A 26,513-nucleotide genomic window follows, 5' to 3' on the forward strand; every position below is an offset into this window, starting at 1 on the left:
GGCGGGACATCTACGATGCCCTGCCGATCACCCCCGAGGAGACCGTCTTCGGCCAGAACTTCGTCGGCTGGAACAGCAGTTACGACGCGAGCCCGATCCCGGTCGAACAGATGCGGGAGTGGCGGGACGCCACGGTGGCACGCATCCTGGCCCTGCGCCCCCGCCGGGTGCTGGAGGTCGGCGTCGGTACCGGCCTGCTCCTGTCGCAGGCCGCACCGCACTGCGAGTCCTACTGGGCGACCGACTTCTCCGCCACCGCGATCGACGCACTGGCCGCCCAGGTGGCCCGGCAGGACGGCCTGGCCGACCGCGTCGTGCTGCGGACCCGCCCGGCGCACGACACCGACGGGCTGCCCGCCGGATCGTTCGACACCATCGTGCTGAACTCGGTGGTGCAGTACTTCCCGTCCGCCGACTACCTCGCCGAGGTGGTCGAGCGGCTGATGCGGCTGCTCACCCCCGGCGGCGCCCTCTTCGTCGGCGACGTCCGCAACCTGCGGCTGCTGCGCCCGCTGGCCACCGCCGTCCAACTGCACCGGGCCGCCGACGGCACCGATCTGCCGACGGTGCGCCGAGCCGTCGAACAGTCCCTCCTGGTCGAGAAGGAACTCCTGGTCGACCCGGACCTCTTCACCGTCCTGCGCGAACGCGGCACGGACATCGGCGCCGTCACGGTGGAGGTCAAGCGCGGCCGGCACCACAACGAGCTGAGCCGCTACCGGTACGACGTCACGCTGCGCAAGCACCCGGCCGCCCGGGCAGCCTCGGTGGAGACGTCCGAACTGGACTGGGGCCGGGACGTGGACGGCCTGCCGGGCCTGCGCGGACTCCTCGCGCGGCAGGACTGCGGCCCGGTGCGGATCACCGGGGTGCCGAACCGTCGCGTGGCGCGCGAGACGGCCCTGGCCCGGGCCGTGCAGAGCGGGGACGTTCCGCTCACGCAGCTGCTGGACCGGCTGCACGCCCCGGACGACGACGGCCTGCCCGACCCGGAGGACTTCCATGCCCTCGGGGACGAGCTCGGCCGGCGCGCGGTCGTCACCTGGTCGGCCACCGCTCCCGACGCCGTGGACGTCGTGTTCGCCGGACCGCACCAGGACTCTCCGGCCGAACCCCACCGGCCGGTCCGGGACACCGGCCGAGCGCTGTCCTCCCTCACCAACCGCCCGACCGGGAGCCGCGGCACGGGCGCCCTCATCGATGAACTCCGAGAGCGGCTCCGCGAGCGGCTGCCCGACTACCTCGTGCCCTCGGCCTTCGTCGTCCTCGACGCGCTGCCGCTGACCGCCAGCGGAAAGCTCGACCGGCGTGCCCTGCCCGCCCCCGACCTGGGGACGGCCGGAGCCGGGAGGGCGCCGCGCACCCCGCAGGAGCAGCTGCTCGCAGGGCTGTTCGCCGACGTGCTCGGGCTCGCCCAGGTCGGCGTCGAGGACAGTTTCTTCGACCTCGGCGGGCACTCGCTGCTGGCGACCCGCCTGGCCTCCCGGGTCCGGGCGACCTTCGGCGCCGAGCTGGAGGTGCGGACGCTGTTCGAGACCCCGACCGTGGCCGGGCTGGCAGCCCGCCTCGACGGCTTCGTCACGGCGCGGCCCGCGCTGACCGCCCGGCCGCGGCCGGAGCGGATCCCGCTGTCCTTCGCGCAACGCCGCCTCTGGTTCCTGCACCGCATGGACGGGCCCGGTGCCACGTACAACATGCCGCTCGCGCTGAGCCTGACCGGTCGGCTCGACCAGGATGCGTTGCGGGCCGCACTCGCGGACGTGACCGCCCGGCACGAAAGCCTGCGCACGGTGCTCCGGGAGGCGGACGGCGTTCCCTACCAGCTCGTGCTGGGCGAGGCCGACACGTGCCCGGACCTGACGGTGACCGAAGTCGACGAGAACCGGCTGTCCGAGCGGCTGGCCGAGGGGGCCCGGCGCGGCTTCGACCTGGCCGCCGAACCGCCGATCCGGGCAGAGCTGTTCGCGCTCGCTCCGGACCGGCACGTCCTGCTGGTCGTGGTGCACCACATCGCCGGCGACGGCTGGTCGATGGGCCCGCTCTCCCGCGATCTCGCGGCCGCCTACGCGGCCCGTTGCCGGGGCGAGGCGCCGCAGTGGTCGCCGCTGCCGGTCCAGTACGCCGACTACACCCTGTGGCAGCGCGACCTGCTCGGCGACGCCGCCGACCGAGGCAGCCTGTTCGCCCGGCAACTCACCTACTGGAAGGGGGAGTTGTCCGGCCTGCCCGACCAGGTGCAGCTGCCCGCCGACCGGCCGCGCCCGGCCGAGGCCTCGCAGCGGGGCGGCCGGATCGAGGTCCGGCTGGACGCCGACCTGCACCGGGACCTGCGGAACCTGGCCACCGCGCACGGCGCCAGCATGTTCATGGTGCTCCAGGCGGGCCTCGCCGCGCTGCTCACCCGGCTCGGCGCCGGTGACGACATCCCGATCGGCAGCCCGATCGCCGGGCGCACCGACCAGGCGCTGGACGAGCTCGTCGGGTTCTTCGTCAACACCCTGGTGCTGCGCACCGACACCAGCGGTGACCCCGGCTTCGCGGAACTGCTCGGCCGGGTGCGGCAGAAGGCGCTGGCCGCCTACGCCCACCAGGACGTGCCGTTCGAGTACCTGGTCGAGGTGGTCAACCCGGCCCGGTCGCTGGCGCACCACCCGTTGTTCCAGGTCATGCTCGCCCTGCAGAACGCCCCGGTGGGCGAGTTCAGCCTGCCCGGGTTGGAGACCGGCCACCTGGAGGCCCCGACCGGCACCGCGCGGGTCGACCTGACCGTCAGCCTGGTGGAGCAGTACGGCGCGGACGGCAGCCCGGCGGGCGTGTTGGGCGCGGTGGAGTACGCGACCGACCTGTTCGACCCGGGCACCGTGGAGCTGCTGTTCGCCCGCTGGGCGCGGCTGCTGCGCGCGGCGACCGCCGACCCGGACCGGCCGATCGGCCGGATCGACATCCTGTCCGGCGAGGAACGCCACCGGCTGCTGGACGAGTTCAACCGGACCGACGCCGAGCTGCCGGAGGCCGGCCTGCCGGAGCTGTTCGCCCGCCGGGTGCGGGCCACGCCGGACGCGGTGGCGGTCGTCGCGGGCGGTACCGAACTCACCTACCGGGAGCTCGACCTGCGGGCCAACCGCCTGGCGCGGGCGCTGATCGGCCAGGGTGTCCAGCCGGAAACCCCCGTGGCGGTGCTGGTGGAGCGTTCGGCGGAGCTGGTCGTGGCGATCCTGGCGATCGTCAAGGCGGGCGGTGCCTATGTGCCGCTCGACCCGCGGTTCCCGTCCTCCCGGATCGACCTGATCGTCCGGGAGACCGGGGCGGCGCTGGTACTGACCGAGGATGTGCTGACCGCCCTGAGCCAGGCCGAACCCGACGACTCCGACCCGGAAGTCGGCTGTGACCCACGGCAGTTGGCCTACGTGATGTACACCTCCGGCTCGACCGGCCGACCGAAGGGGGTGGGTGTCACCCACCGTGACGTGGCGGCGCTGGCGCTGGCCCCGTGCTGGCGCGAGGGCGGCCACGAGCGGGTGCTGCTGCACTCGCCGACGGCCTTCGACGCCTCGACCTACGAGCTGTGGGTGCCGCTGCTCGGCGGCGGCCGGGTCGTCGTGGCACCGCCCGGCCGGCTCGATCTCGACCTGCTCCAGGGCGCGGTCACCGACCACGGGGTGACCGGGCTCTGGCTGACCGCCGGCCTGTTCCGCTTGGTGGCCGAGGAACGGCCGGGGCTGCTCACCGGGGTCCGCGAGCTGTGGACCGGCGGCGACGTGGTGCCGCCGGCGGCCGTCGCCCGGGTGCTGGCGGCCTGCCCCGGCCTCGCGGTGGTCAACGGCTACGGCCCGACCGAGACCACGACCTTCGGCGCCCACCACCGGGTCCGCGCCCTCCCGGATTCCGCCGCGACCGTGCCGATCGGCCGGCCGATGGCGAACATGCGGGCGTACGTGCTCGACGCGGGACTGCGGCCGGTGCCGCCGGGCGTGGCCGGAGAGCTGTACCTGGCCGGGGCGGGCGTGGCCCGGGGCTACCTGGGCCGGCCCGGCCTGACGGCGGAGCGGTTCACCGCGGACCCGTACGGGCCCGCGGGAGCGCGGATGTACCGCACCGGCGACCTCGCCCGGTGGCTGCCCGACGGCACCCTGGAGTTCGCCGGCCGCGCCGACGACCAGGTCAAGCTGCGCGGCTTCCGGATCGAGCCCGGCGAGGTCGAGGCCGTCCTCGCCGGGTGCCCGGGTGTCGCGCAGGCGGCCGTCGTCGCCCGCGAGGACCGGCCGGGCGACCGGCGGCTGGTCGCCTACCTGGTCCCCGAGTCCGAGGGTGCCGTCGAGCCCGGCGAACTGCCCCACCGGCTCGGCCGCGAACTGCCCGAGTACATGGTGCCGTCGGCGTTCGTCACCCTCGACCGGCTGCCGCTGACCGCCAACGGGAAGCTGGACCGGGCCGCCCTCCCGGCACCCGAGTACGACGCGGCGGGCACCGGCCGCGGCCCCCGCACGCCGCAGGAGCAACTGCTGTGCGCCCTGTTCGCCGAGATCCTCGGCCGGGACCGGGTCCACATCGACGACGGCTTCTTCGACCTGGGCGGGCACTCGCTGCTGGCCGCCCGCCTGGTCTCCCGCGTCCGCGAGACGCTCGGCGTCCAGGTGGGCCTGCGCACCCTGTTCGAGGCGCCCACCGTGGCCGGTCTCGCCGACCGGCTGGCCGTGAACGACCCCGAGGACGCCTTCGACGTCGTGCTCCCCCTGCGGCCGACGGGCAGCCGCCCGCCGCTGTTCTGCATCCACCCCGGCGGCGGCATCAGCTGGTCCTACTCCGGACTGCTGAACCACATCGGCCCGGACCACCCGGTGTACGCGATCCAGGCGCGCGGCCTCGCCCGGCCCGAGGACCTGCCGGCCTCGTACGAGGAGATGGCGGCCGACTACGCCGACCAGATCCGCAAGGTCCGGCCCGACGGCCCCTACCGGCTGCTCGGCTGGTCCGCCGGCGGGCTGATCGCCCACGCGATCGCCTGCGAGTTCCAGGCCCGTGGGGAGCGGACCGACGTGCTGGCGATCCTCGACGCCTACCCGGTGCAGGACGTCCGCTTCGAGGAGGTGCCCGTGCCCAGTGAACGGGACGTCCTCGTCGGCATCCTGGACTGCGACCCGGACGAGCTGGGCGACGAGTCGCTGGACTACGCCGAGGTCGCCGAGATCCTCGGCCGGCGCGGCAGCGCCCTGGCCGGCCTGGACGAGCAGCGCATCGAGGCCGTCGTCCGGATCATGATCAACAACGCCAGGCTCGCGGTCGACCACGCCCCGAGCCGGTTCGACGGAGACCTGCTGCTGTTCAACTCCACGATCGACCGCACCGACGACTCGGCCGGCGCCGGCATCTGGCAGCGCTACATCGCCGGACGGGTCGAATCGCACGACATCACCACCCGCCACGACCGGATGACCCAGCCGGGTTCCTTGGCCCAGATCGGACCGATCCTGGCCGCCCGGCTCGCCGAGGCCACCGGCGACAACCCCACCCCCACCAGGAGGACTGACCGATGAGCAACCCCTTCGACGACCAGGACGGCACCTTCCTCGTGCTCGTCAACGAGGAGAACCAACACTCGCTGTGGCCGCAGTTCGCGGACGTCCCCGCAGGCTGGACCGTCGTCCACGGTCCCGACACCCACGCCGCCTGCCTCGACCACGTCGAGCGGAACTGGACCGACATGCGGCCCCAGAGCCTCGTCGACGCCATGGCAGCCCAGCGGTAGCGCGGCCGACGTGACCTCCACCGACACCCTCGGCGGCGCCGCCCCCGGCGCCGCCGCCCCGGCCGAGGCCCGCCCCGGCGCGGACCCGGCCGGGGCCGCCGACGTCGCCGGGCCCGCCGCGGTCGCCGACCTCGCCGCGGAGCTGAACACGCCCGAGGCCCGCCGGGACCCGTATCCGTTCTACGCCCGCATGCGGCGCGAGAGCCCGGTCCACCGCAGCGCCCAGGGCATCTGGTACCTCACCCGGTATGCCGATGTCGACGCGGCCCTGGGCGACTTCCGGCTGTCCAACGACCGGGACCGGATGACCCGCGCCTACGGGACGCTCGGCGGCGACCTGAAGGCCCTCGGCCGGCTCACCGACCGGCTCGGCCGGGTGATGACCAACACCGACCCGCCGGACCACGCCCGACTGCGCAAGCTGGCGAACCGGGCGTTCACCGCCCGGCGGGTCGAAGCCCTGCGCGCGGGCGTGCAGAGGATCGTCGACGGGCTGGTCGACGAGGCCGTCGCGGCCGGACCGGCCATGGACCTGCTGGAGGCGGTCGCCTCCCCGCTGCCGCTCGCCGTGGTCTGCGAGCTGTTCGGCATCCCGCCCGAGGACCGCCCGCAGGTCAAGACCTGGTTCAGCCGACTCAGCAGGCTGACCGAGGACATCGACAAGTCCGAGGCGGTGATCGACGAGTACGAGGAGTACCTCGCGGAACTCGTCCGCCGACGTCGGACCGATCCCGGTGAGGACCTGATCAGCGCCCTGGTCGCGGCGCAGGCGCAGGACGACCGGCTCACCACCGCGGAGATCCTGTCCACCTGCTTCGTCCTCATCACCGCCGGCGACGAGACGACCACCCACCTGATCGGCAACAGCACCCTCGCTCTGCTGCGCCACCCCGACCAACTGGCCCGGCTGCACGAGGACCCGGCGCTGATCCGGACCGCCGTCGAGGAACTGGCCCGCTACGACACGCCGACCCAGGCGATCGTCCGGGTCGTCGCCGAGGACCTTCCGATCGGTGGGCTGGCCCTGCGCGAGGGCGAGCTGGTGTACCTCTTCCTCGGCGCGACCAACCGAGACCCCGACCGCTTCGACGATCCGGACCGCCTCGACCTGGCGCGGGCCGGCAACCGGCATCTGAGCTTCGGCAACGGCCCGCACTTCTGCCTCGGCGGCCCGCTGGCCAAGCTCCAGGCCGAGGTGGCCATCGGCACCCTGGCCCGCCGGCTTCCGCACCTGCGGCTCGCCGACGAGTCGGCCCTCCAGTGGAAGCCCAACCCGCTTCAGCGGCGGCTCGACGCTCTGCCGCTCACCTACTGACACCTCACCACCGCAAAGGAGTTTGACCATGGCCCGGGAGTTCCAGGTGCGCCGGGAGCAGGACCTGCCCGTCGCACCCGAGCAGGTCTGGCAGGCCGTTGCCACCGGGGTCGGCAACCTCGGCTGGCTGTACCCCATGGAGGTCGAACCGCGCGTCGGCGGGGCGGTCACCCGCGGCGGAGGCACCGTCGTGGAGTGGGAGCCACCGCGACGCTTCGCCGTCCGGGCCACCCTGGACGGCGGCTTCTCCAACACGCTCAGCTACCACATCGAGCCGGGCGACGGCGGGACGAGCCGGCTGCGGATGGGCATCCACTGGGTACACGAGGGCGTGGTCGACGAGGGCTGGGACACCAAGGCCGACGCGGCCGAGAAGCACGTCGGCTTCTACCAGCACAGCCTGGCCGAGTACCTCACGCACTTCGCCGGCCGCCCCGCCGTCTACGTCAAGGCCGCCAGGCCCGAACCGACCTCGGACCCGGCCGAGTTCGCCGCCCTGCGCCGACGCCTCGGCCTGGACGACGACACGGCCGTCGGCGACCGGCTGTCGCTCGAACCTCCGAGCGGGGACGGCGCCCGGGCGGACGTGGTCGTGGACTACCTCAGCCGCGACTTCGTCGGCCTGCGCGGTCCGGACGCGCTGTACCGGTTCTTCGACGGCAGCTCCTGGAACTGGCCGATCTGGCTGGGCCACCACTTCTTCGCCAAGGACGCGGACGAGCAGCGGGCCGTGCAGGCCTGGACCACCTGGCTCAACGGTGCTTAGCCCCGCTTCCGACGCCGACGAACGACCGAACACCGAAGGACCTCCGATGGAGACACTGCTCTACACCGCCGAACTCATCGAGCAGGGCGGCAGCTACAAGCTCGTGGTGCAGGACCTGATGCGCGACACCGTGCAGACCACGCCCGTTCCCAGGACCGCCGTGGACAGGCTCCCGGTGTTCCTGTCGGCGCTCAGCTCCAAGCTCAACTCCTCGCTGCCGCACGGCCGGTGGTAGCCGGTGGAGCAGGTGGCGACAACGACCGTCCGGGCGTCCGGCGCGCCGCCCGGCCGGAGCGACCCGAAGGTATGGTTCCGCGTCCACCGACGAGCACGGCAGCCGAGGCTCCGCCTGGTCTGCTTTCCGCACGCCGGCGGCTCCGCCCAGTTCTTCGAGAGCTGGCCCGCCCTGCTGCCCGCCGACATCGAGCTCCTGGCGGTCCGCTACCCGGGGAGACAGAACCGGTTGCTGGCCCCCTTCGCCCCGGACCTGCCGTCCCTCGCGGACGACATCCACTCGGCCCTGGACGCCTACCTCGACCGGCCGTTGGCGCTGTTCGGCCACAGCATGGGTTCGTCGGTGGCCTATGAGGTCGCGCTGCGGCTGGACAGTCGCGGCCTCGCCCCCACCCGCCTGCTGGTCTCCGGCCGCGCCGCCCCGCACCACGCCGCCCGCACCGGCCTGCACACCACCGACGACGAGACGCTGATCGCGGCGGTCCGGCAACTGGGCGGCCCCGGATCGGAGGTCTACGACGACCCGGAGCTGCGAGAACTGGTCCTTCCGGCGCTGCGCGCCGACTACCGGCTCATCGAGACCTACCGCCCCCGGCAGCCACGACCCCTGCGCTCACCCGTCGTCGCGTACGCCGGGGACAGCGACCCCCACTGCCCGCCGGACGGCATGCGTGCCTGGTCCGAACTGACCGGCCCCGGCGGTTTCGATTACCGCTCCTTCCCGGGCGGCCACTTCTACCTGGCGTCGTCCGAGTCCGACCTGCTGGCGGACATCACCGCCCGCCTCGCGTGAACGCGGCGGCTCGGCCCGGCGTCTGCCCGGCCGAGCCGCTGATGCGGCGGGACGTCCGACGGGTCGCTTCAGTGGGAGCTTCGGCCTCGTCCACTTCAACTGGGATGCGGCGCCGTACCCCGAGGGCGCGGTACGTCTGGTTGTGACTGAGCGTTTTAGTTGGCGGGTGAGCGTTGTGCTTGGCGGGTTGAGCACTGGCGGTCGAGGGTGGCCGCGAGTTGCTCGACGTAGGTGCGCCTCCAGCCGTCGACGTTCGGCCAGCATCATGGTCGCGGCGCGAGTCGTCGGGTGGTCGCCCCGAGAAGCTCCGAGAGGCCAGGTCGCAATCACTAGAGCGCCGGTGAGGTGCACATTGGTGAAGTAACGGGCGGACTCCTCTGCGGGGTGGTCGGGGCTGAGCATGCCCAGGACCCGCCGCTGGAGCGCGAGGTGTCCAGGCCCTCCCATCGTAGGGATCGGTGTCGTTGAGTTCGCCTACGTAGCCAGTTGGTCGTGGACGTGACAGCCGGGGTCGAACTTCAGTCTCATCTCTGCCGGGAATCCCAACTCCCCCGACAGTCACGGCCTCTATGTTGCGGGGGAGGGTCACAAGCTGATCCGAGAAGGTGTCAGGCGCAGAGTTGAGGCGCTAACATTCTGGCGTGTCGCGTTCGTTCATAGCGTGACGAGTCGCGCGGGGGGCGCAGATGGTCTCTGAAGCAACTTCATCCAAGCACCAGGCCAACATCGACGGGCAGCTCAAGGTGCGGGACGTGGTCCGCGACGTGGTGGCCGAGATCGCTCCGACGGAGTTGGTCCTGGTGGACGGGCTGGCTCGCTTCGACGACGCCACGGCAGTTCGGAGGTTGCGCCCACAGGGTGGGCGACGGGAGCCGCTAGGGTTCGGCCTGGGTGAGATCGTGACCCTGGTGACACCGGTGGTGTGGCTGGCTCTGGACGAGACGGCCAAGAAGCTCGCGGAAACCGCGTCTGACGCTGCGGTCAAGGGCGGCCGTGCCATGCTTCGCAAGGTCTTGCGCAGGCCGACTGCACCGGTAGTCGTGCCCCCTCTAACTCCTGCCCAACTCGCCGAGGTGCGCGAGCGGGTGCTGGAGACCGCGTCCCACCGAGGTCTGGAGGCGGCGCGTGCCGAAGCCATCGCTGACGCGGTGGTGGCCAGATTGGCGCTCGCAGCGGCAGATCCGGATCCGCAGGGACCGTCCGGTCCGACCGGCGCCGGCACCCCGAGCTAGAGCCGGGGTGCGGGATGACCACAGTGCATCCTCGGCCAAGACTGGACGAACGTGCGATGGTGGCCGGCACGACGACGCGTTTCGCGTTGCTGCTCGTCCTAATGCTCGCGAGTAGCAGCTCGATGCTGCGACTGGCCCTCGCCGCCGCCGGACTCGATGAGGGCTCCGAGTGCCTTTATGCGGCCGGTGGTAGCGTCAACGAGTCGCCTTCCGCCGAGATCACTCGAAGCGCTGCCTACCGAGCCTGCATCGCCCATCATGTGCTGCTGCCCGGGTGGGCCTCCCCGGTGGCGCCCGTCATCCTGTTGGTCCTGGCCAGTGGCCTGTTCCTCGCCCTTCCGGTCTGGAAGACACGGCGCAACCGGGTTATCCCCCTGGCGGCGGTGGACCACGACGGACGGATCCTGCGTCAGCTGGAACAACTGGCAGCGGTGGCCGGGTTGGAGCGGGTGCCGCGGGTTGTAGTGGATCCGTGCGCCGCCTCGACCGGCGCCGTGGTGTTCGGGCGCAATCGTCGGCCGACAGTGTGCCTGCACGGTGGCCTGCTAGCCCGAAGGACCGTGGCACCGCAGGATTTCGAGGCGGTACTGCTGCACGAGCTGGCCCACATCCGCAACGGTGACGTGACTCTCGCCTACGCGACGGTCGCCCTGTGGCGGGTGTTCATCGCTGCTGTGCTCCTTCCCTATGCGGCGGGCTTCGGGGTACTCATCCTCACCGCGTTCGTACAGAAGCCGCAGCCGTATCAGATCGGCCTGCCGACGTGGCGCGCCCTCGTGCTCCCGGTGCTCATGACGGTGGTCGTCTATCTCGCGCGATCGGATGTGCTGCGCAACCGGGAGTTCCATGCTGACCTTGCCGCCGCCCGATGGGGGGCGGACCCGCACATCTGGGGTGCCGTCGCACCGGCGCCGACCGCGCGGGTGCTGACCCGCGCATGGCGTGGGTTCAGCGAACTCTGGCGCACGCACCCACGGTGGGATCTGCGTAGAGAAGCGCTGGCCGACTCGGCGTTGGTGTTCGAGGTGCCCGCGCTGCCGATGTTCCTGACGGGGACCGCCGCTGTGCAGGTCAACGCCCAGCTGTGGCTTATAACGGGTGAGTACGGCCTGGCGACTCAGTGGGCATCGAACCTGGCGATGGCGCTCGTGCCCGCCGCACTGATCACCGGGGTCGTGGGGGTCGCCTCGTGGCGTGCGGTGGTCCACCGGTTGCTGACCGAGCGACGTCGGTTCTCCGGTGCACGAGCTGGCTTGTGGCTCGGCATCGGGATGACGGTCGGGGAGATGTTCGCGAACCGGATCGCGACATTCCAGTGGCTGCCCGGCGAGCCTGTCGTCGTGCTGCTGGTCGTGCTCGCGGGCATGGCGTTCGCCTGGTGGGTCGCCCAGTGCGCGCACCTGTGGGCCACTGTCTGGCGCGGGCGGACGATCCACCCGCCGATGGTGCTGGTTCTTACAGGGGCCTGCCTGGCGTTGTGCGCGTGGTTCTGGTGGTGGCAGGGCCCCGGTGTGATCCTCGCGAACGAGCAGGGCCTGCTGTCCCACCCGCTTGGCCCAGGAAACGAATCGAGCCTGGTGGATCCCACCGGGCAGCACACCACAACCTACGCCGTGACCGAGGTCGCGGTGTCACTGCTAACCACCGCCACCGCTGTTCCGCTGGCGCTGCCGGCAGTCGCCGTGCTGTGGGTGGTGCCCGTGCTGGCCTGGGCGGTTCGCCCCCAACCCAGGACCTGGGTCCGCCGTGCTGTCCAGGGAACCACCGAGACCGATGTCCAAGGCGACCCGCTGCCGGCGCTCCGTCGCGCACTGCTCGCCGGACTGTTCGGCGGAGTTCTGTGCTGGGCCGCTGTCGCGGGCGTGAAAGCCTACATGCACACCTGGCAGCCGTCGGCCCTAGGGCTCACCGGCGGCATCCTGTTCCAGGGCTGGGTGTCCGCCGCCATCCTGGCGGGAGTCGCGGTCGCGGCCGTCGCAGCGAGCCTGCTCGTCCGCCGCTACCCGCTGATCGCCGCGCTCGTCGCAGCCCAGATCGCGGTGCTGGCGGGCTACGGCGGAATGTGGGCGCTGACCGCGTCGGACGGCTGCATCCCGGCCCTCAGCACGTTCACGACTGCTTGCGAATGGAGACCGGCCGCGATCTGGCAGGGCCTCCAGTACCTCCTGAGCAGCCTTCTTGTCCTCGCCACTATTGTGGCCATCGCCTCGGCCGCCGTCACGTCCGTGGTCCGGCGGCTGCTACGGCGATGGACACGCTCCGCGATCCCTCCGTCGCCCAGGAAAGAGCTCCGGGGGCTGCTCGCCCGCCGCCTGGCTGTAGGGGTGGTGTGCGCTGCGGCGATCGGGGTTCCCGCATCCGTTCTGATACTCCCGGAACCCCAGGGCAACAGTGCAGCCGGGCAGGACGCGAACCCTTCCGCCAACCCAGTACTCGCCGCTCAGGCGTCGGACCAGGCGGACGCCTGGTACAGCCTGGGCGGGCGGGACCTGGTTCTCCGTTACAACGCCGACCTCGGTCGGCTGCGTGCCATCTCGGGTGCAAGTAACGCATCGGACAGTGACACTCTGTCTCAACTCCGGTCGGTCTGCGTCGCGTTCGGAAAGCTCGGGAAGGACGCAAGCGACTACTTCCCCACCCCGGACCCTCGGGTCGAGCCAAGCTGGCAGACCTTCACCACGATGGTGGCAAAGAGCAGTCAGGACTGCCTGAGCGGCCTGGACCAGAACGACAGCGCCACCGTCGTCACAGGAGTGGAGGACCTCCGGCAGGCGACGAGCGCCCTCGACTCGGTCCTCACCTGGGTCACCGCTGAGGAGTCCACCGTCGGCACGCCCATCCCGAAGCCGAGCGCGCCTGTCGCCTCACGGCTGTCCGGGCTACAACTGCAGGGAGCGCTGTTGCCGTCCACGGCATTCGGCAAAGACTTCCAGATGCTAGCCCAGACCGAGCAGAACAGCAGCACCAGCCCCGAACCCAAAACGCCGAGGTTCCGCGCGACCGCGCCATGCCAGGAGCTGGTCGGCACCGGCGGCAACGAGGGCTTCGGTGAGACGAGCTACGCCGAGGCGACGGCGCTGGCCCCGAACGGTCTCTACTACACCCAGGCGGTGTACGAGTTCGACTCGACCGCCACCGCTTCGCAAACATACGAGGAGATGTCCGCGACACTACGCGGATGCTCCAGCGGCGAGACGCTCAACTACGGCCTCGGACCCGCGACCCCCATGCGCTACACGCTCACCGACCCGTCCTCGCCGCCCGGGATCGGCCAAGCCGCGCTCTGCATGGACCTAGTCGGAAAGTTCGCAGAAGATGAGGTGTACAGCAAGCAACTGATGGCGCTCGACGGTACACACATCTACAACGTAGACATCGTCGCGCCGTCCCCGGACGAACTCTCTCAGACACCCACAGTCGAGACCGTCACTCGCCAACTGACCAGCAGTATCACGGCCGCCGGCGGTGGATGAACCGCGTGCGGAAGCTCACCTGATCGAGCATCAGGAACTGTGCATCCTCTGCTGGAAGGCCCTCAGTCCAGCGGCTTTGGCCTCTCGACGCTCGGTCAGTGTCGGGCGCTCGGTGTCGAACTGAGGGCGGGGCTCACCGGGCCCGGACCAAAGGGAACTTCCGGAACGAAAGCCCTTCTCAGCCTCCTCCATAGGCGCCAGCCGGCATCGGGCCCGGCGCTGATTCTCCTCGTCCAGGTCATCGAACAGCTGCCGCACCTCGCCTATCAGGACCTCCCCGCCGGGTAGATCCACGAAGCGTCCCCGAACGGCAGTGCCAGATTCATTGCCACGCGCCGGTGCGCCACCGAGGATCGCTGGAGAGCCGGGCTGGAGCAGCAGCGGACACGCGGTGGGCAAAGGATCATCGATCGCGCACGAGTGCGACCAGACAGGGCTAGTGTCCGCTGAATCGGCGTCCGGAGAGACCATGCCTTCAGGACACCTGCAAAGTGGCCGCTAAAGCACCAGAATCACCAGAAATCCGACGATCAGAACCGCAAGGGGGCACTACCCTGTCCGCTCTCGCGCTCACCCGCCAACTAAAACGCTCAGTCACGCTGGTACCGGGACCTGATCGCCGCCCATCGGGCGCTCCACGGACGGTAGTTGGCGCGCCGCGACCGGGCTGGTGCCGTGTGACGCGACAGCCGGGGCTGCGAGTCGAGCGGCGTTTGCCAGGGAGGAGTGCGGAAACCACCCGAGTCGGCTCTTGCGGCGGGGCGCTCGTTCGGACAACTTCGTACCCAAGGTCCGCCTGATCGTCATACTCCGGCTGCTTCAGCGCTGTTGGCTATACAGGTCTGCTCCTCAGCATGTCACCGCCCCACCCTCGCGCGACTCTGTCCCGTGCTCCCCGATCCATGTATCGAGAGGCTTCGCCATGCCACTGCGCAGACTTCCCGGGCGCGTCCGCGCCACAGCCCTGACGGCGGTCATCTCCTGTCTGGTCGCCCTGGTCGGCGCCTTCGCGGTGGCCCCGGCCGCGCAGGCCGCCGTCGTGTCGGGCCCGATCACCGGCCTGGCCGGCAAGTGTCTGGACGACTCCGGTGCCGGCACCGCCGACGGCAACCAGATCATCCTGTGGCACTGCACCGGCGCGGACAACCAGACCTGGACCCTGCCGGGTGACGGCACCATCCGTACGCTCGGCAAGTGCCTGGACGCCACCGCCGGTGGCACCGCCGCGGGCACCTACGCCGACCTGTACACCTGCAACGGCCAGGGCCGCCAGCAGTGGGCGGTGCGGGGGACCACGCTGGTCAACCCGGTCTCCGGCCTCTGCCTGGACGCCTTCGGCGGCAGCTCCACCGATGGCACCCGGATCGATCTGTGGACCTGCGGCAGCGGCCAGGCCAACCAGCAGTGGACCGTCCCGGCCGCCGGCTCCACCAGCAGCGACAACCTGCTGGTCGACCCGGGTGCCGAGTCCGTCGCGATCTGCTCGCCCAACGGCCTGGACGGCATGACCGTCCCGGGCTGGACGATCACCAGCGGCATGCCGAACCTGGTCTGCTACGGCGCCAGCGGCTACCCCGACGCGAGCACCCCGGGCCCGACCGGCCGCGGGACCGCGTTCTTCGCCGGCGGAGCCACCGGTAACTCCGGTCTCTCCCAGGGCGTCGACGTCTCGGCAGCCGCGCAGTCGATCGACACCGGTACCGTCGGCTACAACCTCTCCGGCTGGCTCGGCGGCTACGCCGCACAGAACGACCGGGTCGGCCTGAACGCCACCTTCCTGAACGCCGCCGGCGCCACCCTCTCCACCGCCCAGATCGCCCCGGTGACCAGCACCGACCGAGGTCTGAGCACCGCGCTCCTGCAGCGTACGGCCACCGGCACGGTCCCGGCCGGCACCCGCTCGATCAAGGTCGACCTGGCCTTCACCTGGACGGCCGGCAACACCACCGACGGATACGCCGACAACCTCTCGCTCACCCTGACCACGGCGGTGCCGACCCCGGTACTGACCGCTCCGGTCAACTCGGTTCCCGGCTATGACCACGTCTTCCTGGTCTACATGGAGAACGAGAACTACGAGAACATCATCGGCAACACGTCGCAGGCCCCGTACATCAACAGCCTGCTCCCGCAGGCGACTTCTCTGACCAAGGCGTTCGCCACCACCCACCCGAGCGACCCGAACTACGTCGCACTGGCCGGGGGCGGCCTGTACGGGCTGACCGACAACAGCGTCTCGACCACCACCATCAACGCCCCGCACCTGGGCAACTCGGTGGAACAGGCCGGCAAGACCTGGAAGGAGTACCTGGACGGCGCGAACGGCAACTGCGACACGTCGAGCCACGGCTACTACGCGCCGGACGACGCACCGTTCTACTACTTCCAGAACATGAAGAGCAACGCCGCCTACTGCCAGGCGCACATGCAGCCGCTCACCCAGATGACCGCCGACCTGCGGTCCACGGCGACCACCCCGAACTTCGCCTGGTTCGCCGCCGACGACTGCAATGACATGGAGGCCTGCGGCACCACCGCCGGCGACAACTGGCTCAAGCAGACCCTGCCGACCATCCTCAACTCGCCCGCGTGGACCACCCAGCGCTCGTTGCTGATCCTGACCTGGGACGAGGGCGCGACCAAGGCCTACGGCCCGGGCTACCCCAACCGGATCCCGACTCTGCTGCTCGGCTCGCAGAACACCGTCAAGACCGGCTACCAGTCGAGCCAGCGCACCGACCAGTACGGCCTGCTGCGCACCATCGACGGCGCACTCGGCCTCAACCCGCTGACGAACAACGACCGCTACGCGGCCACGGTCAACGACGCCTGGCAGTAGACCTCGACCAGGGGCCCGGTCACCGTACCGGGCCCTCCCGGCCGGGGCCCGGTACGGTGACAGCCTGGTCGGCGGACCGAGGGCTGCCAGCAGCGCTCCGGCCTCCGGGTGCGCCGTTCTCACTCCACGGAGGGTCTCGGAGTGTGCTGGACGGCGCTGTTCACCTCCGGCATCGGCGGTGCCGGGTGGCCGCGCCGTCGGTGCAGCCAGATGTAGAGCAGCAGGCACGGCAGCAACAGGAAGCCGACGCCGAGAACGAGGAACGCCGTGAGGCTGCTGATGTGCCGGATCAGCCAGTCGAAGTTCTGCCCGAAGAAGCCCACCACGAAGGACAGCGGGAGGAACACGGTCGCGAGGATCGTGAGCCGCTCCATCGTGGCGCTCTGCCGGAGATTGATCCTGTTCTGCTCGACCGAGATCACCGCGATGTTCGCTTCCAGGACGGTGGCCAGCAGGTCGCGTTGGGCGGCGACCTCCTCGTTGACCAGCAGGAGATGGTCGTGCACGTCGCGGAAGTACGGCAGGAGTTCGGTCGGTGACCTGCTGGGCTGGAGCCGCCGGGCGAGCACGGCGAGCAGCGGGTGCACGGCGCGGTAGAAGTCGGTGGCCTCACGGCGCAGGAAGTAGATCCGTTCGGTAGGAGCGACCGTGCCGGAGAACACCGTGGCCTCGATCTGCTCGATGTCGCGTTCGAGTTCGGCGACGACGGGCGCGTAGCTGTCGATCACCTGGTCGAAGATCGCCCACAGTGTCGAGACGCTGCCGGTCCGCAACAGTTCGGGGCGGCGTTCGAGCCGGCTGCGGGCGCCGGCCAGCTCGCTGGCGATGCCCTGGCGGACGGTGATCACGAAGTGTTCGGCGAGGAAGACACTGATCTCGCCGGTGTCGATCTCCTCGCGCTCGTCGTCGTAGCGTGCGGTGCGCAGGATGATCAGCTCGGTGCCGTCCTCGTACTGCTCGGCCTTCGGCCGCAGGTGGAAGGCCTGGGCATCCTCGACGGCGAGTTCGTGCAGTCCGAAGCTCTCACGTACTCTGACCAGTTCCTCGGGGCCCGGCTCGAACATGCCCAACCAGACGAACCCGCCCTGCGCGCAGCGCGAGGCCGCCTCCTCCAGCGGCATGAGGCCCTCGTGCTGACGGCGTCCGTCGCGGTAGTGCGCGCAGTCGACGATCATGGCTTCCTCCTCACGCCCGGCCGACCGTGCCGCGTCTCGCCCCGCCGGTGGCGTAGCGCGCCGTGGACTCACAGCAATAGATGCTCCTCCGATTCGGCCGGACCCGCCCCACGGCGGGTCCGGGCGTCCGCTCCGGGCGTGCCGGGACGTCGTTCCGCTTCCGGTTGTCGCCTCCGTTGGAGAACGTCACGGTCGGAGAGCGGCACGCGCCGTCGGTCAGGGGGTGCCGAGGACGAGGACGGTGCGGGGCGGGTCGGGGCCGGTGGGGCAGGCATGGCGCGACGACGGGGCCGAGGTTCCGCTCGGCGGACCGGCCCGCCGAGCGCTGCCGGCGCTGCTGCCGGTCCGCCCCGGTGAGGTGGTCTCCGCCGACCGGCTGGCCGAGGAGGTCGACCCGGCCGCCGCGGACGGCGACCACCGCATCGCCTACGCCCGCTGCCAGGAGCAGCTGCGCGAGTACGCGACCGGCTGCCGGAAGATGGGCGACGGCGTCGCGAAACTCATGGTTCCCGACAGCCGCTTGATGGCCTCGGCCCTCAACCGCCACTACAAGGTCATGCCCTACCTGCCGGGAAAGAACATGGCCGCCAGGATCGCCCGTCGAACCGCCGAGAACATCACGCTCCCCGACTACCCCAACGTCCTGGCCCCGGCACCGATGACAGGGTGCCCGACGGGCCGAGGGCTGCCACCGGCGCTTCGGCCCGCACTGCCCGCCGGTCGTCCGCACCTCCGGCTGACTCCCGCACCGTGGGATCCGGCACTCATCGACGCGATGGCCGAACTGCGCGTCGCCGTGGTCGAGGAAGTGATCGCCGACGTGCTCCTGGAGGACCTGGACCGCCCGTCGAAGTGATGATCGATCAGCTGATTGTCGGTTTGGACGATTTCCTGTCATTAACACCCGAAAGGATGCGAGGATTCGTCTCCCCGGTCGGAGCTGACCGGATGTCAGAGGAGAACCACGTGCGACGAACCATATTGAGATCCGTTGTGGGAGCGGCAGTTACGGCGGTGCTGTCGGCCGCAGCGCTCCCGTCGGCCTCGGCGGCGAGCGCGACCGGGCCGGTGGACCGGACGACCGTCGCGTCCTTCGACCGGATGGCCGAGGCCGTTCTGTCCCAGCGGACGGCAGCGCTCGTGGACAAGGCCCCGGCGCAGCACGACGCCCTGGGAGCCGATGCGCACGTCGGTCTGGCGGCCGGCCTGGCGCGGGCCGAGGACACCGCGTCCTCCTCGCTGCGGACCCGCAAGGCGCGACTGGCGGTCGTGGGGGAGGCGTACAGCGCCGGCAGCACCAAGGTCTCCGTGGACAAGGTCCGGGTCAGCGGCGGACGTGCCGACGTCGAGGTCACCGAGACCACGACCCTGACCTACAAGAAGATCCGCGGTGACGAGCCCGCGACGACCGGCTTCCAGGCACACCACATGGTGACCTTCGCCTCAACGTCCCACGGTCACTGGGAGCTGACGGGCATCAAGAACGTGGACTCGGGCGTCCCGGCGGTCAACCAGCCCGCCCCGCCCGTGTCGAAGCCAGCAGACGTCGATCCCCCGGAGGCGACCCCTGCCGCCACCTCCTGGCCGGCAGCGTCGAAGCCGAAGGCCGCAACGGGCGGTGGGAACAACTACGCGGCCATGGCGGCCTATGCGGAGAAGTACTGGAGCAAGTACAACCCCGCCTACCCGCAGTTCAACGGCGCCGGCGGGGATTGCACCAACTTCGTCAGCCAGGCGCTGAAGGCGGGCGGTTGGAAGAACGTCCCCGGCGAGGACTCGGACTACCACAACTGGTGGTCCGGCTCCGACTCCCAGAGCTGGTCCTGGGTGGGGGCCGATGAGTGGTCCTGGTTCGCGCTCTCCAGCAAGCGGGTGTCGAACCTGGCGAACGTCTACCAGCTGGGCGTCGGGGACATCCTGCAGGCGGACTTCGACCGCGACGGCTCCAAGAACCACTCCATGATCGTCACGTACCTGGGCCTGGGCGGCATGCCGTACGTGACCTACCACTCGACCAACACCTACCGCAGGTCGGTGGCGAGCCTCGTCATGTCCAACCCGAACGCGGCGTTCTACGCCTACCGCACCTGACAGCCCATGGCATGCCCCCCGTCGTCCGCGTCTGTGACGGGCGCGGACGACGGGCGGGGAGCAAGCGTTCGTAGGCGGCGGCCTCGTGTGCCTGGTGCCGGGACCTGAGCGCGGCTCGGCGGGCCTCGGCCGAAGAGGCGCTCAGGTTGCGACGGACCGGGTTCGGAGGGTGTCCGGGGCCACCGGCGGCGGCACGGAGATGCGCCTGGGCAGCGGGAGTTCGAGGCCGCCGGGGGCGTCCTGGCGGAGTGCGAGCGCGGTGGCGGCGTCGATGGGCATCGGGCGCAGGCCGAGCAGGGCGCCGGTCAGCCCGGCGGTCGCGCGATGCCAGTCGGAGGCTCGGCGCAGCAGGGTGTGACCCGAGCCGTGGACGGTGTACCCGGCGACCTCGGCGCCCGCCGCACGGGCCCGGCGGGCGAAGCGGAGGGTGTCGGCCGGGTCGGTCGTCCGGTCGCGATCGCCGTGCAGGGTGAGTAGTTGACAGCCCTTCAGGTGCTCGTACGGGTCCTCCATCGGGCACCACGGCGCGAGGGCGACCACGCCGGTCACGCAGGGGTGGCCGGCCGCGCGGAGGGCGGCCCGGCCGCCCATCGAGTGGCCGATCAGGACGGTCGGGACCAGGCCCAGCTCCTCGCTGACGTCGTAGAGCGCGGCGGTGGTGTCCCGTGCCGCGTCGGCCCGCTCGCCGTTCCACCCCCGGTGGCGGTAGCGCACCACGCCGACCGCCACCTGGGCGCCCGCCGTCGCCCCGGCCACGGCCCGGACGAACCCGTTCATCCGCAGACCCGGCAGGTTCACCGGCCCCGGACGGGCCTCGTTCGCCACCTCGCCGCCGTGCAGTACCAGCACGGCGGCGACCGGCGCGGTCGGCCGCACCCGCCAGGCCAGTGCCTGGTGTCCGTTCGCCCCTGACCTGCTCGCTGCCATCTCCACCTCTGCCCGGTCCCGTCCTGCTCCGTCGTGCGTCGTCCCGTCCTGCTCCCGGGACGGTCACTGTACGCCGAACGGCGGACCGGGGCCGCAGGTTCCGCAGCGGCTACTTGGTTCCGTGACCCCACTGGAGGTTCCAGCCGTAGGCGGCGTCGATCATCCGGTGGACGGAGAGTTCGGGGGTGCGCTGGAAGTACCGTCCCTCCCGGCGGACCACCAGCCCGGTCCCGTCGTTCTCCAGCAGTGCGACGGCGCAGGCGGTGGCGGGGAAGTCGCAGCCGTCCAGGGCCAGTTCGACGGTCGGGCCGTTGACGGGGAAGAGCGTGGCCACGCCGTTCAGCCCGGTGAGCGGGAGGTTGTTGTAGTCGTGCGCGAAGACCAGCAGCCGGCGGATCTCGGCGGACCGGTCGAGGTTGATCCAGAGGTCCTCGCCGGTGGCGACCGAACCGGTGCGGTCGTCGTTGGCCAGCTGCACGTACGGCGGCCCGTACAGGTTGCCGAACCGCCCGCCGATGGCCTGGATGATGCCCTTGGCCCCGTCCTGGAGCTCCCAGAGGCAGGAAAGGTCGAGATCCCGGCCTCCGGGTCCCGGCTGGAGGGCGGCGCGCAGCTTCTTCGCCAGCCAGCCGCCGCCGCCCTGGCGGCCCGGATCGGCGGAGCCCTGCGGGGAGCCTGCGGGGGCCCAGTTGAGGTTCACCCGCAGCATGCCGCCGTTGGTCCCGTGCTTGGTCAGGGAGACCATCGGGTCCTTGGCGGTGAGGTGGATCTTGCTGAGACTGACCGGTGCGGGCGCCTGCGCGGGCACCGGTGTGGGGGCCGGCGGGTAGCCGGGCACGGGTGCGGGCACGGGTGCGGGCATGGGTGCGGGCGCGGGAGCCTGGGGGAAGTCGGGGGCCGGCGGCTGCACGGGTACGGGAGGAACGGGGGGAGCGGCCGGGACCGGGGGAGCGACCGGAGCTGCCGGGGGTGCGAGGAGGAAGTCGTCCGACGTGAACGGCTCGGGCTCGGGCTCGGGCGCGGGCGCAGGTGCCGGTGCGGGCGCCGGTGCGGAGACGGGCGCGGGCGCGGGAGGAGGGGGCGGTAGCCGGGCGGCGGTCGGTGCGGGTTCGTCGTCGACGTTGATCCCGTAGTCGGTGGCCAGCCCCGCCAGCCCACTGTCGTACCCCTGGCCGACCGCGCGGAACTTCCAGCCGCCGCCCCGCCGGTACAGCTCCCCGAGCACGAAGGCGGTCTCGCTGCTCGCCCCGGTGTCCTCGAACCGCGCCACCTCCTGGCCGGACTGCGGGTCGAGCACCCGGAGCTGGAGGCCGGGCAGCTGTCCGAAGGAGCCGCCGTCGCTGGACGCCGCCAGCACCACGGTCTCCACCACGGCGTCCAGCGCGTCCAGGGCGACCGTCAGGGTGTCGACCACGCCGCCGTCCCCGCTGCTCTGCTTCCCGAGGTGGCGCACCGCGCCGGAGGCGTCCTGCGGCTGGTGGTAGAACACGAAGTCGGCGTCCGAGCGGACCCGGCCGCCCGCGAGCAGCAGCGCGGAGGCGTCCGCGTCGGGGACGCCGGGCCCGCTGCGCCAGTGCAGCTCCACCCGGACTCCGGTCGTGGCCAGCGCGATGTTCGCGCCCTTCGCTATCAGCATCAGCAGTCCGTTCCGCTCCGACGGTGCACGAAGGTGGACGTACCCTCGCAGCTCCTACCCTAGAAGCCCGACACCGTACGACCTTCGTAAGGCCGCACGATCGCCGGCCCGACGGTGCCGGCTCCTAAGGTGGAGTCAGGACGAGACCGAAAGGCAGTCACCGTGGCTGACACCATCGCAGGCACCGCCCGACTCCCGCGTGCCGAGCTCGGCGTGATCGGAGGCTCCGGCCTCTACGCGCTGCTGGACGACGTGACCGAGGTCGCCGTCGAGACCCCGTACGGTCGCCCCAGCGACTCGCTGTTCGTCGGCGAGGTGGCCGGGCGCAGCGTCGCCTTCCTGCCCCGGCACGGGCGCGGGCACAGCCTGCCGCCGCACCGGATCAACTACCGCGCCAACCTCTGGGCACTGCAGTCGCTGGGGGTGCGCCAGGTGCTCGGGCCGTGCGCGGTGGGCGGGCTGCGCCCGGAGTTCGGCCCCGGCACGCTGGTGGTCCCCGACCAGTTCGTGGACCGCACCTCCGGCCGCGAGCAGACCTACTACGACGGGCTGCCGCTGCCCGGCGGCGGGGTGCCCGAGGTGGTCCACGTCTCGACGGCCGACCCGTACTGCCCCGACGGCCGCGTCGCCGCGCTGGCCGCCGCCCGGGACAACGCCTGGGAGCCGGTGGACGGCGGCACCCTGGTGGTGATCCAGGGCCCGCGCTTCTCGACCCGCGCGGAGTCGCGCTGGTTCACCGGCAACGGCTGGTCGGTGGTCGGTATGACCGGCCACCCGGAGGCGGCGCTGGCCCGTGAACTCGGCCTCTGCTACACCTCGTTGGCCCTGGTCACCGACCTCGACGCGGGTGTGGAGACGGGTGAGGGCGTCACCCACGCCGAGGTCCTGGCCGTCTTCGGGCGCAATGTGGACCGGCTGCGCACCGTACTGTTCAAGGCACTTGAGGGCCTGCCGAGCACCCGGGACTGCGTCTGCTCGCATGCCCTGGACGGGCTGGAGACCGGACTCCCCGGGGTCTGACCGGCCGTCCGGTCCACGGGGTGACGACCAGGCAGGGGCGCTGCGGCGCCCCTGCCTCAGGCGCGTCGGCGTCGGCGGCGGAGCCGGGACCAGAGGGCCGTGAGCCCGGCGGCAACCGCCGTCACGGCCAGCAGGATCAGCCAGTTGCGCAGGTAGGGCAGCGGCAGCAGGGAGGCGTTGCCGTTGTTCTGCCCGTCGCGCAGGATCGGCGGCAGGGCGACCGCGGTGAACGCAGCCGCGACGATCAGCCAGCCGCGCAGCACCCGCCCGCGGACGAAGGTCGCTCCCAGCACGCAGAGCAGCGGCACCCAGAGCCCGTCGTGGATCACCAGCCCGCCGACCAGCCAGATCAGCACGTCGAGCGGGTCGTTGATGAAGCTGTCGTGCAGCAGCCCGTACACGCCGTACCCGATCAGGCCGACGCCGACGGCTGCGGTGACCACCCGGAACGTCCGCATCAGAACACCTCCATCCGGGTGACCCACTTGGTCTGCAGCACGCCGGGCCGGTTGGGGGCGATGATCCGCGCCGGGTAGCCGTGGTTGGGCGTCAGCACCTGGCCGTTCACCCGTACCGCCAGCAGGGTCAGCGGGTCCTGGGCGTAGGCGGCGGGCATTTCCATGATCCGGTACGGCCCGTTCTGCTCCAGCGAGGTCACCCGGACCCGGGCGCCGGCCGGGGCGCCCGCACGGGCCAGCAGATCCCGCACGCGGACCCCGGTCCAGTGCGCGGAGGCGCTCCAGCCCTCGACGCAGGCGATCGGCAGGCGGGACTCGTACTGGGGGAGGGCCAGCAGCTGGTCCATCGTCAGTTCGTACGGCTGCGGGCCGTCGACCCGCAGGCGCCAGTCGGCGGGCGTGACGGTGGTGCCCGCCTGGGCGGCCGTGCGGGTGATCGGGAGACCGAGTTCCCCGATGTCCGGCCGGCGCGGGGCCAGCAGGGTGAGCCGGCGCAGCCACGGCACGGTCTGTCCGGCCGTGGTGAGGGTGACGACCGCCACCGCCGCGGTCACGGACCCGAGGAACAGCCGGCGCTCCGGCAGACCCGGCCTGACGCGCCGCCAGTGCTCGGCGATCATCGGCCCCTTGGCGGCGATGTGCAGCAGCAGGCCGCCGGTCGCCAGCCAGGCCAGCCAGAAGTGGGTCTGCCGGAACGGGAACGGCCAGGGGTACCACTCGATGATGTTGAGCGTCCCGGTGAACAGCTCCAGCACCATGGTGGCGACCAGGATCGCGATGCCGAGCCGCTCCAGTGCGTGCAGCACGCTGCGGGCCGGGGGCCACTCGAAGAGCCGGGGGTAGACCGCCCAGAGCTTGGCGCCGAGCAGCGGGATCGCGGCGATGCCCGAGATGACGTGCAGACCCTGGGTGACCCGGTACCCGTCCACCGGGCGGCTCGGCAACTGGTCGCGTAGCCAGGTCGGCGGCTGCTGGAGGACATGGCTGAGCAGCCCCGTCAGGAAGCAGACCAGCAGCGCAGCACCCAGCCAGCGGCCGAGGACGACGGTGGTGCGCGGCTCGTGCAGCGAGGACGTGAAGGTGCCTTCGCGCAGCGGGCCCCGGCGCAGGAATCCCGGGGGAGTGGGGAGGGGGAGGTCGTACCGGGAGAGCGCTGTCTCCGGGACCTCCTCGGCCGGTGCTGGTGGCGGTGGCGGTGGCGGTACCGGTGCTGGTGCTGGTGGGGGCGGCGTCGGCGGTCCGGACGGCGGTGCGGGCTCGGGGCGTTCCGGTCGTTGCGGTCGTTCCGGACGGTCGGGTTCGTTGTCGGGGTTCGTTGGCTCCACGCGTCCATGAGACCGCCTGGGGGCCCCGAAAGCGGGGTTCGACGTGCTTACGGAAGTCGAACGGCGGCTCGCGGGGCGACACCGCTGCCGCGCCGGCCGGCTCGGTGGGGCCGCCGGCCGGCGCGGCGACCGGTCACTGTCCCGGGGTGCCGCCCGCGGCCTGCGCCGCCTGGTCGGTGCGGGGCGTGTGCCGGGCCTGGTAGCCGGAGAGGAAGGCCAGTGCGGAGGGGACGAGGGCGAGGATCGGGGCCTGGAGCCAGGCGGGGACCGGGCCGAGGAGGGAGTTGTCGGCGGTGACGGCGTTGAGGGCGGCGATGGCGATGCCGACGAGGAAGGTCGTGGCGGACGCTGCCTTGACCTTCGTTTCGATGGGGGCGGGCATGCCGGTCTCCTCTCAGGTGACGTTGTCGGTGCGCATGGCGGCGGCCCAGGTCTGCGGGCCGACGATGCCGTCCTGGGCGAGGCCCTTCTCGGCCTGGAACTGGCGGCAGATGCTCGCCGAAGCGGGGCCGTACCAGCCGTCCACGGTGATCGACCAGCCCCGGTCGCGCATCCGCTGCTGCCAGGTCCGCACGTTGCCGCCGTGCAGCAGCGGCGTGCGCAGCGCGAGGTACTCACCGGGCCAGGCCGGGCCGGCCGCCGGGGCGGGCCCCTGGGCGGGCTGGAACGACAGGGCCCAGGACCGCAGTTCACCGATGCTGCCGAGGTTGCAGTAGTCCTGGTCCACGGGCGAGTCGCCGTACTGGTGGAAGAGCCAGGCATGTCTGATCCCGGGGTCGCCGGCCGCCCGCCCGGAGGTGGCTATCCACAGGAAGTCCTGGACGTAGCTCGTGGTGTCGACGTTCTGCCAGTAGTCGTTGTTGCAGTACAGGCCGACCGGGGTGTGCGGCGCCCGGCCCTTGACGTACCGGAGCCAGGACTCCTTGTACGTGAACTGGTCGGCCCGCGACACCGACGCGTTGGCGTCGTCGTAGCCCTCCCAGTCCAGGCACAGCAGCTCACCGGGCTGCGGCTGGGTCACGGCGAGGAAGCGATCCGCCTCCGCCTGCACCGAGTTGGCCATGTGCGGGTAGTGGTAGTAGCCGACGACGAGGCCGGCGCCGCGGGCGTGGTCCCGCTGTGCCGTCCACTTGGGGTTGGTGTAGCTCAGGCCCTCGGTCACTTTGATGAACACGAAGCCGAGGCCGCTCGTGTCGGGGGTGGAGGACTGGTAGCTCGCCCAGTCCTGGCCGTAGATGCCCATGGTCACCGCCTGGGGTCGGAGGGTCGCCGGAGCTGGTCCGGGCGGATGGCTGGTGGATCCGTCGCGGACGGCGGCGGATCGGTGAGTGGTGGGTGAGGGTGTGCCGGGGTTCGAGTCCGGCAACTCCCGGGCCGGACAAGTCCTTGGCCGAACAATCACTGTGATGCCCACTTCGCGGGCCGGTCGACCCTTTAGCGGTGGATTGCGTTCGTGTAGGTCCCGATCTCCGCGTCCACCGGC

General features: G+C 71.5%; 19 protein-coding genes. 12 read left to right on the top strand and 7 right to left on the bottom strand.

Features of this window, described 5'->3' with window-relative positions; all coding sequences use genetic code 11:
* The 9 genes from UK12_RS05565 to UK12_RS05615 form a co-directional block, all read left to right on the top strand.
* A partial coding sequence (locus UK12_RS05565) for a non-ribosomal peptide synthetase (RefSeq protein ID WP_045300199.1) occupies window positions 1–5,534 on the top strand: 5,534 nt, incomplete at its 5' end.
* Window positions 5,531–5,746 carry an MbtH family protein gene (locus tag UK12_RS05570; RefSeq protein WP_045300201.1) on the top strand — a complete coding sequence of 72 codons (216 nt, stop codon included), beginning with the start codon at window positions 5,531–5,533 and terminating at the stop codon, window positions 5,744–5,746. The genes UK12_RS05565 and UK12_RS05570, both read left to right, overlap by 4 nt.
* A gap of 10 nt (window positions 5,747–5,756) precedes the next feature.
* Window positions 5,757–7,061: a cytochrome P450 gene (locus UK12_RS05575; protein WP_082119334.1), complete on the top strand. Its 1,305-nt coding sequence runs from the start codon at window positions 5,757–5,759 to the stop codon at window positions 7,059–7,061.
* Window positions 7,062–7,089: 28 nt separating this feature from the next.
* Window positions 7,090–7,827 (top strand): SRPBCC family protein, encoded by a 738-nt coding sequence (locus UK12_RS05580; RefSeq protein ID WP_045300202.1) that lies wholly within the window; start codon window positions 7,090–7,092, stop codon window positions 7,825–7,827.
* A gap of 46 nt (window positions 7,828–7,873) precedes the next feature.
* Entirely contained in the window at window positions 7,874–8,062 is a 189-nt protein-coding gene (locus tag UK12_RS05585; RefSeq protein ID WP_045300204.1) for a hypothetical protein, read from the top strand.
* A gap of 12 nt (window positions 8,063–8,074) precedes the next feature.
* A complete protein-coding gene (locus tag UK12_RS05590; protein ID WP_045300293.1) occupies window positions 8,075–8,854 on the top strand; it encodes a thioesterase II family protein in 780 nt (259 codons plus the stop codon).
* Window positions 8,855–9,540: 686 nt separating this feature from the next.
* Complete coding sequence (locus UK12_RS05595; RefSeq protein ID WP_045300206.1) at window positions 9,541–10,086, top strand: hypothetical protein; 546 nt, start codon at window positions 9,541–9,543, stop codon at window positions 10,084–10,086.
* A 56-nt stretch (window positions 10,087–10,142) separates the two neighbouring features.
* On the top strand, window positions 10,143–13,559 hold the full coding sequence (locus UK12_RS05600) for a M48 family metallopeptidase (RefSeq protein WP_045300208.1): 3,417 nt from the start codon (window positions 10,143–10,145) through the stop codon (window positions 13,557–13,559).
* A 922-nt stretch (window positions 13,560–14,481) separates the two neighbouring features.
* A complete protein-coding gene (locus UK12_RS05615; protein WP_052681599.1) occupies window positions 14,482–16,398 on the top strand; it encodes a ricin-type beta-trefoil lectin domain protein in 1,917 nt (638 codons plus the stop codon).
* 119 nt (window positions 16,399–16,517) lie between these two features.
* Here UK12_RS05615 and UK12_RS05620 read toward each other — a convergent pair whose 3' ends face one another.
* Window positions 16,518–17,573 (bottom strand): CorA family divalent cation transporter, encoded by a 1,056-nt coding sequence (locus UK12_RS05620; protein ID WP_045300211.1) that lies wholly within the window; start codon window positions 17,571–17,573, stop codon window positions 16,518–16,520.
* Window positions 17,574–17,835: 262 nt separating this feature from the next.
* Here UK12_RS05620 and UK12_RS40935 point away from each other — a divergent pair, with 262 nt between their 5' ends.
* Window positions 17,836–18,429, top strand: a complete 594-nt coding sequence (locus UK12_RS40935; protein WP_045300213.1) for a DUF2399 domain-containing protein — start codon at window positions 17,836–17,838, stop codon at window positions 18,427–18,429.
* Window positions 18,430–18,566: 137 nt separating this feature from the next.
* Window positions 18,567–19,664, top strand: a complete 1,098-nt coding sequence (locus UK12_RS05630) for an amidase domain-containing protein (protein WP_197084593.1) — start codon at window positions 18,567–18,569, stop codon at window positions 19,662–19,664.
* Between the two features lie 141 nt (window positions 19,665–19,805).
* Here UK12_RS05630 and UK12_RS05635 read toward each other — a convergent pair whose 3' ends face one another.
* Both UK12_RS05635 and UK12_RS05640 read right to left on the bottom strand, forming a co-directional pair.
* Window positions 19,806–20,591, bottom strand: coding sequence for an alpha/beta hydrolase (locus tag UK12_RS05635; protein WP_082119342.1), 786 nt, complete (start codon window positions 20,589–20,591; stop codon window positions 19,806–19,808).
* A 109-nt stretch (window positions 20,592–20,700) separates the two neighbouring features.
* Window positions 20,701–22,227 (bottom strand): TerD family protein, encoded by a 1,527-nt coding sequence (locus tag UK12_RS05640; protein ID WP_045300215.1) that lies wholly within the window; start codon window positions 22,225–22,227, stop codon window positions 20,701–20,703.
* A 162-nt stretch (window positions 22,228–22,389) separates the two neighbouring features.
* On the opposite strand from UK12_RS05640, the gene UK12_RS05645 reads away from it, so the two are divergent.
* Window positions 22,390–23,247 (top strand): S-methyl-5'-thioadenosine phosphorylase, encoded by an 858-nt coding sequence (locus UK12_RS05645; RefSeq protein WP_045300217.1) that lies wholly within the window; start codon window positions 22,390–22,392, stop codon window positions 23,245–23,247.
* A gap of 56 nt (window positions 23,248–23,303) precedes the next feature.
* Here UK12_RS05645 and UK12_RS05650 read toward each other — a convergent pair whose 3' ends face one another.
* The 4 genes from UK12_RS05650 to UK12_RS43015 all read right to left on the bottom strand — a co-directional run bounded on the left by UK12_RS05650 (window position 23,304) and on the right by UK12_RS43015 (window position 26,273).
* On the bottom strand, window positions 23,304–23,705 hold the full coding sequence (locus tag UK12_RS05650; RefSeq protein WP_045300219.1) for a hypothetical protein: 402 nt from the start codon (window positions 23,703–23,705) through the stop codon (window positions 23,304–23,306).
* Window positions 23,705–25,030 (bottom strand): molybdopterin-dependent oxidoreductase, encoded by a 1,326-nt coding sequence (locus UK12_RS05655; protein ID WP_231591053.1) that lies wholly within the window; start codon window positions 25,028–25,030, stop codon window positions 23,705–23,707. The genes UK12_RS05650 and UK12_RS05655 overlap by 1 nt, the downstream gene beginning before the upstream one ends.
* Before the next feature lie 133 nt (window positions 25,031–25,163).
* Window positions 25,164–25,412, bottom strand: a complete 249-nt coding sequence (locus UK12_RS05660) for a hypothetical protein (protein WP_045300221.1) — start codon at window positions 25,410–25,412, stop codon at window positions 25,164–25,166.
* A 12-nt stretch (window positions 25,413–25,424) separates the two neighbouring features.
* Window positions 25,425–26,273 (bottom strand): GH25 family lysozyme, encoded by an 849-nt coding sequence (locus UK12_RS43015; protein WP_063838215.1) that lies wholly within the window; start codon window positions 26,271–26,273, stop codon window positions 25,425–25,427.
* Window positions 26,274–26,513: the final 240 nt, after the last annotated feature.

This window comes from Saccharothrix sp. ST-888, assembly GCF_000955975.1.
GTDB lineage: Bacteria > Actinomycetota > Actinomycetes > Streptomycetales > Streptomycetaceae > Kitasatospora.